Origin of the sequence: Vibrio sp. MM46, assembly GCF_027587135.1 — a bacterium.
GTDB classification, from domain to species: domain Bacteria; phylum Pseudomonadota; class Gammaproteobacteria; order Enterobacterales; family Vibrionaceae; genus Vibrio; species Vibrio harveyi.
In genome coordinates this window covers 39479-52942 of record NZ_JAPPTO010000034.1, presented here as the reverse complement: position 1 = coordinate 52942, position 13464 = coordinate 39479, and the positions used below count along the sequence as shown (strand labels likewise).

General features: G+C 44.7%; 13 protein-coding genes. 3 read left to right on the top strand and 10 right to left on the bottom strand.

All coding sequences use genetic code 11. From position 1 onward, the window contains the following. Positions 1-426: 426 nt before the first annotated feature. The 7 genes from OH459_RS25335 to dusA all read right to left on the bottom strand — a co-directional run bounded on the left by OH459_RS25335 (position 427) and on the right by dusA (position 7433). Positions 427-1206 (bottom strand): phosphoadenylyl-sulfate reductase, encoded by a 780-nt coding sequence (locus OH459_RS25335; protein ID WP_269989358.1) that lies wholly within the window; start codon positions 1204-1206, stop codon positions 427-429. Further along, the gene (cysI, locus tag OH459_RS25330) at positions 1199-2935 is read right to left on the bottom strand and encodes an assimilatory sulfite reductase (NADPH) hemoprotein subunit (protein WP_269989356.1); all 1737 of its coding nucleotides are present in this window, start codon (positions 2933-2935) and stop codon (positions 1199-1201) included. Before cysI ends, OH459_RS25335 begins: the two co-directional genes overlap by 8 nt. Continuing rightward, the gene (locus OH459_RS25325; RefSeq protein WP_005451531.1) at positions 2935-4809 is read right to left on the bottom strand and encodes an assimilatory sulfite reductase (NADPH) flavoprotein subunit; all 1875 of its coding nucleotides are present in this window, start codon (positions 4807-4809) and stop codon (positions 2935-2937) included. The genes cysI and OH459_RS25325 overlap by 1 nt, the downstream gene beginning before the upstream one ends. 117 nt (positions 4810-4926) lie before the next feature. Beyond that, a complete protein-coding gene (locus tag OH459_RS25320; protein ID WP_005451530.1) occupies positions 4927-5157 on the bottom strand; it encodes a hypothetical protein in 231 nt (76 codons plus the stop codon). 150 nt (positions 5158-5307) lie between these two features. Then, on the bottom strand, positions 5308-5973 hold the full coding sequence (locus tag OH459_RS25315) for a TIGR04219 family outer membrane beta-barrel protein (RefSeq protein WP_269989353.1): 666 nt from the start codon (positions 5971-5973) through the stop codon (positions 5308-5310). Between the two features lie 100 nt (positions 5974-6073). Next, positions 6074-6289: an envelope stress response protein PspG gene (pspG, locus tag OH459_RS25310; RefSeq protein WP_005451528.1), complete on the bottom strand. Its 216-nt coding sequence runs from the start codon at positions 6287-6289 to the stop codon at positions 6074-6076. Positions 6290-6452: 163 nt separating this feature from the next. Next, positions 6453-7433, bottom strand: a complete 981-nt coding sequence (gene dusA, locus OH459_RS25305; RefSeq protein WP_005451527.1) for a tRNA dihydrouridine(20/20a) synthase DusA — start codon at positions 7431-7433, stop codon at positions 6453-6455. 285 nt (positions 7434-7718) lie between these two features. Here dusA and zur point away from each other — a divergent pair, with 285 nt between their 5' ends. Further along, a complete protein-coding gene (gene zur, locus OH459_RS25300; protein WP_009697566.1) occupies positions 7719-8174 on the top strand; it encodes a zinc uptake transcriptional repressor Zur in 456 nt (151 codons plus the stop codon). Positions 8175-8192: 18 nt separating this feature from the next. Next, positions 8193-8654, top strand: a complete 462-nt coding sequence (locus OH459_RS25295; protein ID WP_005381269.1) for a chemotaxis protein CheX — start codon at positions 8193-8195, stop codon at positions 8652-8654. A 100-nt stretch (positions 8655-8754) separates the two neighbouring features. Here OH459_RS25295 and pgi read toward each other — a convergent pair whose 3' ends face one another. Next, on the bottom strand, positions 8755-10407 hold the full coding sequence (pgi, locus tag OH459_RS25290; RefSeq protein ID WP_269989335.1) for a glucose-6-phosphate isomerase: 1653 nt from the start codon (positions 10405-10407) through the stop codon (positions 8755-8757). A 306-nt stretch (positions 10408-10713) separates the two neighbouring features. On the opposite strand from pgi, the gene OH459_RS25285 reads away from it, so the two are divergent. Beyond that, positions 10714-11133, top strand: a complete 420-nt coding sequence (locus OH459_RS25285) for a secondary thiamine-phosphate synthase enzyme YjbQ (protein WP_017819668.1) — start codon at positions 10714-10716, stop codon at positions 11131-11133. Positions 11134-11184: 51 nt separating this feature from the next. Here the strand turns inward: OH459_RS25285 and OH459_RS25280 are convergent, their stop codons facing one another. After that, on the bottom strand, positions 11185-12381 hold the full coding sequence (locus tag OH459_RS25280; RefSeq protein WP_269989332.1) for a BamA/TamA family outer membrane protein: 1197 nt from the start codon (positions 12379-12381) through the stop codon (positions 11185-11187). A gap of 3 nt (positions 12382-12384) precedes the next feature. Beyond that, positions 12385-13461 carry an alanine racemase gene (gene alr, locus OH459_RS25275; RefSeq protein ID WP_005451522.1) on the bottom strand — a complete coding sequence of 359 codons (1077 nt, stop codon included), beginning with the start codon at positions 13459-13461 and terminating at the stop codon, positions 12385-12387. Positions 13462-13464 lie beyond the last annotated feature (3 nt).

The window sequence follows — 13464 nt, the reverse complement described above, 5'->3', positions numbered from 1 at the left end:
ACTCTTCTTTGTGACTTACATCACTTCGGAAGAGGCGGTCATTCTAGCTAGATAATTTTCTGTGTCAAACACTTTTTGCTATTTATTTTACTTTTTAAAAGTAAAGGCAATTAATTATTTCGCTTTTCTTTCTGACCTTGCCGACTTAGCTTCGAACCCTTGTGAGCTCTGCCCTGTCGACAAGGAGGCATTATAGAGATCGCGCTCACATTGGCAAGCGTTATTTTGCAAAAATTGCAAAAATAATAGTTAAACGACGACTTTTCGATCAAAGCCTTATTTATCCAACTTTACCCCAAGACTGCATACAACTTATCCACAGAGTTATCCTTTTTATGCTCCTTTTTCTTTCACTATATATAAAGAAAGCTGCTTTACAGCAGCTTTCTTTATTTACCCTAAACACGCCTTTTGCCAGATTAGCATCTAAATACCTGAGCCATCCTGCTCACTACCATCGTCTTCATGCAATCCACATTCACGCTTTAAACCAAAGAAACGAGTTTCTTCTTCCGACATGCCCGGTTCCCACTTTCTAGTAGTATGAGTGTCACCGACAGAAAGGTAACCTTGATCCCATAGAGGGTGATAACTCAAACCATGCTCTTCTAGGTAGTAGTGCACATCTTTATTCGTCCAGTCAATCACAGGTAAGAATTTAAATACGCCATTTTGGATCGACAAGATTGGAAGACCAGCACGAGATTGACTTTGCTCTCGACGCAGTCCTGAAAACCAAGTACCGACATTTTGCTCACGCAGAGCTCGTCGCATTGGCTCGACTTTGTTTATCTTGTTGTACTTTTCAATTCCCTCTATACCCTGTTCCCAAAGTTTTCCATAACGTGCTTCTTGCCAATTCGCACTTTCTTTAGCTTGATACACTTTAAGGTTAAGGTTCAGTTGCGCTTTCAACTGATCGATGAATTGATATGTCTCTGCAAATAGATAGCCGGTGTCCGTTAGGATAATTGGAATATCCGGTTTTTGTTGTGTCACAAGATGGAGCATCACTGCGGCTTGGATACCGAAACTGGACGAGACAGCGAACTCCCCTTCCAAATTCTCCAATGCCCACTTTACTCTATCTTGTGCCGAAAGCTGTTCGAGCTCGACATTGATTTGAGCAAGACGGAGGATTTGCTCCGTCTTAGTTAATGTCAGTAACTCTGTTAGCTCCGGTTTGGACGCTACAGAATCAAACATGGAAGTCCCTCTTTGATACGAATACTTCTTGGATAATGCCAGCTCGAATCGTGAAATCGCCAAATGCCTCGCCTTCTTCACGTTCTGCAGCCCAACGAGCCACCAGCAGATCAATCTCTTCTAAGATTTGCTTATCCGTAATGTTCTCTTTATACATCTTCGGTACACGAGTACCGCCTCGGTTACCACCTAGATGTAAGTTGTATCGACCTGGCGCTTTACCAACTAAGCCGATTTCTGCCAGCATTGCTCGCCCACAACCATTTGGACACCCTGTTACACGAAGAATGATATTGTCTTCTTCAGGCAGACCATGCTTTTCTAGAATATCTTCTACATCGGTTACAAATTGAGGAAGGAAGCGCTCTGCTTCTGCCATGGCTAATGGACACGTTGGAAACGCCACACACGCCATCGAGTTCTTACGTTGTTCACTTACGCCGTCATCCATCAAACCATGTTCACGAGCAATCTTCTCGATCTTCGTTTTTTGGCTTTTTGGTACACCAGCAACAATCAGGTTTTGGTTTGCAGTCATACGAAAATCGCCTTTATGGATTTTGGCAATTTCAGCAACACCCGTTTTAAGTGGTTTACCTGGGAAATCTAATAGACGACCATTTTCAATGAAGAGTGCTAGGTGATGCTTACCATCGATACCTTCAACCCATCCGATACGGTCACCACGTTCCGTGAATTCGTAAGGACGGCTTTGCTCAAACTTAACACCGGCACGTTTTTCTACTTCCGCTTTAAACACATCACTACCGACACGATCTAATGTGTATTTGGTTTTTGCATTCTTACGGTTAGAACGGTTACCCCAATCACGTTGAGTTGTTACTACAGCAGCAGCAACATCAAGCGTCTTCTCTAATGGAATAAAACCAAAGTCATCCGCTCTACGTGGATAAGTCGATGTATCGCCATGTGTCATCGCTAGACCACCACCAACAAGCACGTTAAAACCAACTAGCTTGCCGTTATCTGCAATCGCTACGAAGTTAAGATCGTTAGCGTGTACGTCTACGTCATTTTGCGGTGGGATAACCACTGTGGTTTTAAACTTACGTGGTAAGTAGTTCTTACCTAGAATCGGTTCGTCTTCTTCCGTGCTTTCTACTTTTTCACCGTCCAACCAAATCTCTGCATAAGCACGTGTCTTCGGTAGTAGATGCTCACTGATCTTCTTCGCCCATTCGTAAGCTTCTTGGTGTAGCTCCGACTCCACTGGGTTAGTGGTACACAACACGTTACGGTTAACGTCGCCCGCAGTTGCAATCGAATCAATACCAATGCTGTTTAGCGTTTGGTGCATCAACTTGATATTTGGTTTTAACACGCCATGGAACTGGAACGTTTGACGAGTAGTAAGACGAATACTTCCATATAAAGAGTGCTCGGTTGCAAACTTGTCGATCGCTAGCCATTGCTTTGGTGTAATGATGCCACCCGGCATACGAGCACGAAGCATGACGTTATGCAGCGGCTCCAACTTTTGTTTAGCACGCTCGTTACGGATATCACGGTCATCTTGCTGGTACATTCCATGAAAACGAATCAATTGGAAGTTGTCTGCAGTAAAGCCGCCAGTAATACGGTCTTGCAGATCTTGTTCAATCGTTCCACGCAGTAAATTACTTTCTCTTTTAAGGCGCTCATTATCCGAGAGTGGACCAAGCACCTCACCTAATACTTCTTGGCTGTTTGATTGTTGATTCGCGCTCATTAGTACACATCCCTTTGGTAACGTTTCGCTTTACGTAGATCGTTGATAAATGCTTCGGCTTCTTCACGAGATAGCTTGCCTTGTTGCTCGGCTACAAATACCAGCGCATCGTGAACATCTTTTGCCATACGAGTGGCATCACCACATACATAGATGTAGGCTCCATCTTGAATCCATTGCCACACTTGTTCAGCGTTTTCTAAGATGCGATGTTGAACATAAACCTTCTCCGCTTGGTCACGACTAAACGCAACATCAAGGCGAGTCAGCAAACCTGACTTGAGGTACTTCTGCCATTCAACTTGGTAAAGGAAATCTTGAGTAAAGGTACGGTCACCAAAGAACAACCAGTTCTTGCCTTCAGCGTCACGGTTATCACGCTCTTGAATAAAGCTACGGAAAGGCGCAATACCGGTACCAGGACCAACCATGATGATTGGTGTGTTGTCATCTTGTGGCAGTTTGAAGTTATTGTTGTGCTCAACGAACACTTTCACTTCGCCGCCTTCTTCTAGACGTTGAGCAAGGAAACTCGATGCTCCGCCATAGCGCTTTTCATCACCTTTGTCGTATTCAACCAAGCCTACGGTAAGGTGAACTTCTTCATCGACTTCCGTTTGACTCGAAGCGATAGAATATAGACGAGGTGTCAATCGACGAAGTAAACCAACTAATTCTTCTGCACTTAACTTGGTCTTCTTCTCTGCAAGTACATCTACAACTTGGGTATTTGCAGCGTACTCACGAAGCTTGTCTTTATCTTCCACTAGCTTTTGTAGTTTCTTGCTACCAGATAGCTCTGCGAATTTAGTGACAAACTGAGGGTTTGATGCGGTGATTTCGTACTTGCTAACCAATGCACTATGAATAGAAAGGCTTTCGCCATCGACTTCAACACTTTCTACACCGGATAGACCAGCCTTAGCTAAGATAGCGTTGGCTAACTCTGAACTATTATCGAACCACACACCCAGAGCATCGCCGGCTTGATAAGTTAAACCTGATTCTTCAAGGTCAATCTCTACGTGGCGAACATCTTTACCCGAATCACGACCTGTGATTTTTTGGCTTGTTAGTAACGTTGCGGTATATGGATTTTGCTTGTTATAAGCAGAATGTCCTGGAGCGGCTTGACCAACAGGTAGTTGAACCACTTCAGCTTCATTACCTGAAGAAAGGGCTTCTTTTACTTGTTCAAGCGCTTGCTTACGCCATTCTGCCGCCGGCGCTTCATAATCCACATCGCAATCAATGCGATCGATGAAGGCAGTTGCGCCTAACTTAGACAAGTAAGTATCGAAGTCTTTGCCCGTTTGGCAGAAGAACTCGTAACTAGAATCACCCAGCGCAATCACGGCGTATTGCAGGTTTGGTAATTTTGGTGCTTTCTTAGATTGAAGGAACTCATGCAGTTCAATGGCATTATCTGGCGCTTCGCCTTCACCATTGGTCGACGCCACGATGATCACGTGAGTCTCTTTTGCTAAGTTCTTGCCTTTGTAATCGCTGGCATCAAACAGCTCTACAGCAATGCCTTCTGCTTTGGCTTCTTGCTCTAGTGCTTCAGCAACGCCTTTCGCATTACCGGTTTGAGAAGCAAAAATGATGCTCAGTTTGCCTGCTGGTTTTGCAGCAACAGAAGCAGCAGCCTGTGCGATTGGCGTTGCAGCCGCCGCACTTGGTTGGTTTTGAGCGAGTCCCCAGAAGTAACCGCTGACCCATGCAAGTTGCTGTGAAGACAACTCTGAGACAGTTTGCTGGAGTGAGTTAAATTGCTGGTCATTTAGTGGGCTTGCGATTGGTGGATTAGCACCCTGCCCATTATTATCTTCCGACACTTTCTTGTGAGAATATTCATTCTGTTGAAAAGACATTGTCACGACATCCCTATTCATTGCGTGACGATAGATTAACCACTCTCTCTAATAACAAGAAAGAATAGAAGAGAATGTTTTATAACTTTTTGGAAGTAAGAACGCTGAGCTTAGTGCTCAACGATCCTCAATACGAACTTGTTGAAAGCCAACCGCCAACGCCGATTTTGATGCCGTATCAAGATCATCATATAGGCACTCTTCCCCATGACTGTCTGTGAGGCAAACAAACCCACCACGGGCATGGCGAAACTCGACAACCCATCCTCCCTCTTGAATTGAAGGCTCTATAATGGCTTCGACTAGCTGGTTGTCACGAAATAGATGTCGTAATTCGTTTATTGTCATCGCAATCCCTGCTCCAACTTTTATACATTGCTCCTAGATAAGCATGGTAGAAGAGTGAAACTTGGGCGAGAAATTCGATTTAATATAATGAAGTGATATAAAAAAACGCCGCTTATAAAGCGACGTTTTAAAGGATTTGATGTTATGTAGTTAGAAAGAGTATTGAGCACCAACGAAGAAGCCGTCTGCAAAGATAAACTCTTTACCTAGGCTCGATAAAAACTCCTCTGACTCTAAATCAATCACACGGTAACCACCACGGAAAGTGAGTTGAGACTCTTGAAAAGGAATTCGATACTGAACACCAGCCATTAGATCAGTACTCTTGATACCTTTGTTATCACCAAAGTTCATCTCACCAATTACATCAAAGTTTGTATTTGGCACAGTGATTTCTGCGTAGCCATACCAAGCCCAAATCAGCTCATCAAAATCTTCCGTACGAGCATTAGTGCCTGCGTCTACGTATTTTGTATCACTCAAGTTACTAAAAGTAAGACCCGCATCGAAGTGCATCAGGTCGTGTTCAAGAATTTGGTAGTAAAGAGTAAGGTCGAGCTTCTCAAAACCCATGTAATCCGCATCAACACTTGAGTAACGAAGGCGCGCATTCGGTACGTATTTCACGTCATGCTCAATCGCAGCGTAGAAAGCCCCCGTTGTGTCGCTATCTCTTCTTACTTCATTCACTTTGGTATCCGCTACCCAAACTTCCCCACCAACCGTCGTAGTGAAAGAAGACTCTTGTTCTGCGAAACAAGGGTAAGACGCAGCCAACGATAGTGTCGCTAAAGCGATGGTCGCTTTATATGTCATGTAATTTTTACTCCGAGATAGCTGATTTCAACATTAAGGGGCATGTGAGAAATACTAACATACTCTCACAGCCCACCATCAACTAAATCTCTACTATCCGTTACTTATAACGAGGCTGGGCAACGAAGTTTTTAAAAAACCATATACCTAGTGCAATGACTATCAACCAAGGCAATAGTTTTAGTACAGCGCCTACCATACCCAATAAGAACATCACAACCAATGCGATACCTGTTGCGGCAAATACCGTTACCATAGTAATACCGGTTACTAATAGGGTTGCTGTGAAAACTAAAATAAAGATCAGCTCCAACATAATCACTTCTCCTTTGTTTTAGTTTTACTAGAGCAGGTTCCATACCAACTTATAAATATATATCTAATACCATGATCTATAAGTAAAAATAAAGCCAGAGGCATTTCTGCACTCTGGCTTTGTTATTTATCAGTTGGTAATTTTCACCAACCACTGGTGAAATTTACACGTTCAATTCTTTTGGAATCTTCGCCAGTGCATCTTGCAGCACTTCTAGACCTGAACCCGGTTTGTGCGCGTTTTCACTGATGTGACGACGCCATTGACGAGCACCAGGCATGTTTTGGAACAGACCCAACATATGACGCGAGATATGGCCAAGGTAAGCACCTTTTGCCAATTGAGCTTCAATATACGGGAACATCTCTTCAACGATTTCGCTGCGCTTTTTCACTGGTGCATTTGAACCAAACAGCTCTTGGTCAACAGATGCTAGCAAGTAAGGGCTTTGGTAAGCCTCACGACCAATCATCACACCATCTAGGTGTTGTAGATGCTCTTTCGCTTCTTCTAAAGATTTCACGCCACCGTTAATCGCAATCGTTAGGTGTGAGAAGTCCTTCTTCAATTGGTAAGCGCGTGGGTAATCCAATGGTGGGATCTCACGGTTCTCTTTCGGGCTTAGACCACTTAACCATGCTTTACGTGCGTGGATAGTGAACTGCTCACAGCCGCCCTTCTCAGAAACAATAGACACGAAATCCGTTAGGAATTCATAAGAATCTTGGTCATCGATGCCGATACGTGTTTTCACAGTAACAGGCACGTCTACCACATCTTTCATCGCGGCTACGCAGTCTGCGACCAACTGCGGCTCTGCCATTAGGCATGCACCAAATCGACCATTTTGAACGCGATCCGATGGACAACCAACGTTTAGGTTAATCTCATCGTAGCCACGCTCTTGCGCAAGCTTGGCACACGTTGCCAAATCTGTTGGGTTTGAGCCACCAAGCTGAAGGGCTAACGGATGCTCTTCCTCGTTATAAGCCAGGAAATCCCCTTTTCCATGAATGATCGCGCCTGTGGTCACCATTTCGGTGTACAGCAGGGTTTCTTTGGTCATTAAGCGATGGAAGTAGCGACAATGACGATCCGTCCAATCCAACATTGGTGCTACAGAGAGCCTGCAAGAATGAGTCATGATATAAACACCCGTTTTTACGTTGCCAAGATAGAGCGCGACGGTGCGCTCAAAAAATGAAGTCGGGTATTGTATACCCACTGTGCAGTGGATGCGAGTGTTGTGAGCTTACTTACCAATAGACATATTTCGGCATTGGGATCTCGTTCTGTGATATCGGTTACTCTCTCTGATATACACTGGCTTGCTTTAATTCATGATTTTCGTTCTGATAGTAGGTAAAATGAAGCCTTTCTAAACGAACTTCGTATAGAAATGGTTTATCATAAAGCACGTCCGATAGTTATGGTGAAAGATTTGGACCCAACAATCCTTGAACAAATTGAACATATCTGCGCTGAGCGCGGAGTAAGGTTGACGCCTCAACGCCGACGCGTTTTTGAGCTCATTTGTTCTAATCGCCGCGCCTCTAGTGCGTATGAGCTATTGGAGCAACTGAAAGAGAGTGAACCACAAGCGAAACCACCGACGGTATACCGAGCATTAGATTTTCTTCTAGAACAAGGCTTTATTCATCGAGTGGAATCTAACAACAGCTTTATCACTTGCTGTTCGTTCAACACTCAACAGCACTTTTTCCAACTGCTAATTTGCGATAAATGTGGCGATGTCGTTGAACTTGAAGACGAGACGCTGATATCCTTATTAGCCAATAACGCCGAGAAACATGGATTCAAACTGACGAATCAAGTTATCGAAACCCATGGCGAATGCCAGGCATGTTCCTCGGAGACGAAATAAGAAAGATAGAAGAACGTTATGCGCGCTGAATTTGTAAACCCGTTTTTAGCTTCTTTAATGAATGTTCTAAAAACTATGGCTTCGCTTGAACTGAAGCCACAAAAACCGCGAATCAAGAAAGATGAGATCGCACGAGGTGACGTTTCTGGTCTTATCGGTATGGTTGGTCCACAAACTCGTGGCTCAATGTCGATTACCTTTGATGAAGCGTTAGCACTGGAAATCATGCAGAACATGCTTGGTGAACGTCCAAATGGACTGAACGAAGAAGTGACGGATATGGTTGGTGAGATCACTAATATGGTGACAGGCGGTGCGAAACGCATTCTAGCGGAAAGTGGGTTTGACTTTGATATGGCAACACCAGTTGTAGTATCTGGTCGAGGTCACACCATTCGCCACAAGTGTGAAGGCTCAATCATCATCATGCCTTTCTCTTCACAGTGGGGAAATGCCTTCATCGAGATTTGTTTCGAATAATAGAGAAAAAATAGGTTGGTCCGTACCAACCTATTTTGTTTCTGCCCCAGGCAATAAAAAAGGTCAGCATTTGCTGACCTTTTCTTTTTCTATTCAAACATTAAGCTTTCAACGCTTTAAATGCATTGATTAGACCGTTTGTCGAGCTATCGTGTGAGTTGATTTCAGACTCATCAGCTAGCTCAGGTAGGATTTGGTTCGCTAGTTGTTTGCCTAGCTCAACACCCCATTGGTCGAAGCTGAAGATGTTCCAGATAACGCCTTGAACGAAGATTTTGTGCTCGTACATTGCGATCAGGTTACCTAGCGTGCGAGGTGTGATTTGCTTAACTAGGATAGAGTTCGTTGGGCGGTTACCTTCAAATACTTTGAACGGTACTAGAGACGCCATTTCTTCTTCGCTCTTACCTGCTTTCGCAAATTCTGCTTTTACTGTTTCTGCTGACTTACCAAATGCCAATGCTTCTGTTTGTGCAAAGAAGTTAGACATCAGTTTTTGGTGGTGATCGCTTGCTGGGTTGTGGCTGATTGCTGGTGCAATGAAGTCACATGGGATCAGCTTAGTGCCTTGGTGAATCAGCTGGTAGAACGCGTGCTGACCGTTAGTTCCTGGTTCACCCCAGATGATAGGACCAGTTTGGTAAGTCACTGCGTTACCTTCACGGTCAACGTACTTACCGTTAGATTCCATGTTACCTTGCTGGAAGTACGCCGCGAAACGGTGCATGTACTGATCGTAAGGTAGGATTGCTTCAGACTCAGCGCCGTGGAAGTTGTTGTACCAAATACCGATCAGAGCAAGAATCACAGGGATGTTGCTTTCTAGATCTGTCGACACGAAGTGGTTATCCATCTCGTGAGCACCATCTAGAAGCTCGATGAAGTTGTCGTAACCTACAGCTAATGCAATTGAAAGGCCAATTGCAGACCATAGTGAGTAACGACCACCAACCCAGTCCCAGAACTCAAACATGTTGTCTGTGTCGATACCAAACTCAGATACCGCAGGAGCATTAGTAGATAGCGCTGCGAAGTGCTTAGCAACGTGTGCTTGATCGCCAGCAGTTTCTAGGAACCAATCACGAGCAGAGTGCGCGTTTGTCATGGTTTCTTGAGTCGTGAACGTCTTAGACGCGATCAAGAATAGTGTTGTCTCTGGGTCTACTTTCTTCAAAGTCTCAACGATGTGAGTACCATCAACGTTAGAAACGAAGTGTAGGTTCAGGTGGTTTTTGTATGGTGCCAATGCTTCTGTCACCATGTAAGGACCAAGGTCTGAGCCGCCGATACCGATGTTTACGATATCTGTGATTGCTTTACCTGTGTAACCTTTCCACTCACCGCCGATTACACGCTCAGTGAAGGATTTAATTTTTTCTAGAACCGCGTTTACCGCTGGCATTACGTCTTCGCCGCCAACCATTACAGGTTTGTTCGAACGGTTACGCAGTGCAGTGTGAAGAACAGCGCGATCTTCTGTTTTGTTGATCGCTTCACCACTGAACATCGCTTCAATTGCTGACTTAAGCTCAGTCTCGTTAGCAAGAGCGAACAGGTGCTTCAGAGTTTCCTCGTTGATTAGGTTCTTTGAGTAATCGACTAGGATGTCTGAGCCGAAGCGTGCTGAGTATTTGTCGAAACGCGCAGCGTCTTGAGCAAATAGCTCTTTCAGATCCATATCTTGTGCAGATTCGAAATGCGCAGTTAGCGCTTTCCAAGCTTGTGTTTGCGTTGGATTGATATTTTTCAACATGGTCTTTATCCCGATGTTACAGTAGGTTCCATTCCTTACAGTCTAGCGAAAACTGCGGAATCCCCGATTTAGCAAATAGAATATAAATGAGATGTTTGGGCGAATTGCCACAAAACAAGTCTTTGTAATTTTTTTTCAGTCGCCAATTATGACTGAGTGCCCTTACACTCACATTGAGTTAGGTCACGTTCCCTGTTTCGAATTTAAACAATTCATTTATGACGTTGGGAATCATATCATTTACTAATGACAGGCTCTAATTGGATTAGGATAGACGCCAAACCAAATTTTTCCAAAGGAACGCATATGTGGGCACAAAAAACTCTGCAATTAAAAGCACGTAGCCGAGGCTTTCATCTGGTCACTGATGAAATTGAACAACAATTACCACAAATCCAATCGCTTTCAGTAGGTTTGTTACATTTATTCATTCAGCATACGTCTGCCAGTTTGACTTTAAATGAAAATGCCGATCCAACAGTACGCATGGACATGGAAGCCCACTTCAATAAGTTTGTGCCTGAGCGTGCCCCTTACTACCAACACACTTATGAAGGTGATGATGACATGCCAGCTCATATAAAAGCGTCTTTGCTTGGTAGTAGTGTGACAATTCCTATTCAAAGAGGTCAATTAGCGTTGGGAACATGGCAGGGCATTTACTTAGGCGAGCATCGAGACTACGGTGGCAGCCGACGCATTATCGCTACCATCAACGGCGAATAGCTTAGAGACAACAAAGGCTAACCTCAGGGTTAGCCTTTGTTTTATATCGAGTTAAAACGGTTGGTTTATCATGACTCGGAAAGTACCTTCATCGGCACCTTTTGCCATCTCTGCACGAACAACAATCCCTTCCACTTGGAAGCGTACTGCGCCACCGACGTTCCATTTCATGTCTTCATGTAATGTCTTGAGGTCATAATCGTCCGCGACTCGCCCCACTTCAACAAACGCTACCCATTGCCACCAAGGTAAGTCGTAATAGTTGATCAGAGGAATATCATCAAGCGGCTGCCAGTCTGGCAATACGCGGTATTCCGCAGAATAGTGAATCGCGCTGCGTCCATGGTAACGACCCGCCGTATAACCACGCAAGCGATACAAGCCACCCAAGCGAACTTGCTCCTGCTCTGGAGGACGACTACATACTGCGCCATCGCACTGATTCCATGTCGGTGTATCTGCAGTATAGAAATCGAATGCCAGAACTTGCTGATCAAACCAATCACCTAACGGACCTAGGGAATAGTACTGACTGTTTTGGAACTCCCACTTTAACCATAAGTCTTCCGACTGTAAGCTGTCTGCTCCTGTGGTTAAATCAAACGAGGTATGGGAGCCTCGCGTGGTATTACGCACACTGTCGCGGTTGTCCCAGTCAAATGTCAGGCTAAACCCCGTCGCTTCTTCTTTCTTATCGTTGTAGATGTCTAACTCACGAGAAGAATAAAACGGCGTGAAGATAATTGAGCTGACACCAGAATCGACCGGAGAAGCAAAAGTTACATCGCGAATAGGTTGGAATGCACCAAGTAACCCATGTTCACGAACGTTACCCCAAGGAAGCAAGTACTTGAACTCGAGTTTATAGTTCTCTTCATCCCCATTGGTTATCGTTTTGTCTTCCGTTGAAGAGTTGTTTGAACCTTGATTGTCTAAGTAATATGGGTTGTCGTTAAAGCGCGCTTGATACATTTGCGTGCTAAACAAAAGATTTGATGACAAAGCGTAGTTGAAGGCAGAAAGAAAACCGACATAGCTATCTTTCTCAGAATACAGCCCCATACCAAACAATGCAGCTTGAGGTTGACCAACACCTTTTGCCACACCAGCTAAACCGATCGTGCTACCCATAGTATCCGTACTGAAATAGAACGGAACAAATGCTGAGTCTTTCTCTTTCGCGACTATCTGTGGGGATAAAAAAAGGCTGGCAGAGAATGCCAGCACTGAGAATAATCTTTTCTTCATGGGTTACTTCGAATATTCCATTTCGACGCGAGAAGTCAGTTTAGTCACCAATTCATAAGCGATAGTGCCGATGTGACTCGCCACTTCTTCTACTGGTAAATCCATACCCCACAAAATAGCTTCGTCGCTTACTTTATCAGTCGCGTCTGGACCTAAATCGACCGTCAGCATATCCATAGAAACGCGACCTGCAATTGGTACTTTGCGTCCGTTAACAAGAACTGGCGTACCATTCGGTGCTGTTCGTGGATAACCATCTCCGTACCCAACAGCAATGACACCGACTTTAGTATCTCGCTCACTGGTCCACATGCCACCATAGCCGACACTTTCACCTTTCTTCACTTCACGTACCGCGATTAAGTGCGATTTCAGTGTCATGACGGGTTTATAGCCCATGTCTTGTGCCGTTTTATCATCAAATGGAGACACGCCGTACATGATGATTCCAGGACGAACCCAATCAAGTTGACTCTGCGGCCATGCAAGCAGACCTGCCGATGCCGCTAAAGAGCGCTCTCCTTGACAGCCTGCGGTAAGCGACATAAATAAGTCGATCTGCTCTGTCGTAATACTATTACCTAGCTCATCGGCACAGCCAAAATGACTCATGTAACGTAGCGGTTTCGCCACGTTTGGACACTCTTTAAGGCGTGTGATGAATTCATCGTACTGTTCTGGACGCACACCAAGTCGGTGCATGCCACTATCGATTTTGAGCCAAACGACAACTGGCGTTTCAAGCTCTGCTTGCTCCAACGCCGTCAACTGCTCTTCACAGTGGACGACCGTTTGAATGTTATTCGTCACCAATACAGGCAAATCACCTGGCGAATAAAAACCTTCAAGTAAAAGAATCGGCTTTACTACGCCACAAGCGCGTAACTGAAGGGCTTCTTCGATACGAGCAACACCAAAAGCATCCGCATGAGTAGCGTGTTTAGCTACATGACGAAGACCATGACCGTAGCCATTCGCCTTCACCACGGCCATCACTTTGCTGTCTGGTGCTTGTTCTTTTACTCGCTGTAAGTTGTGCTGCAGTGCTGACAAGTCAATGCATGCCATCGCGGCTTTCATGTA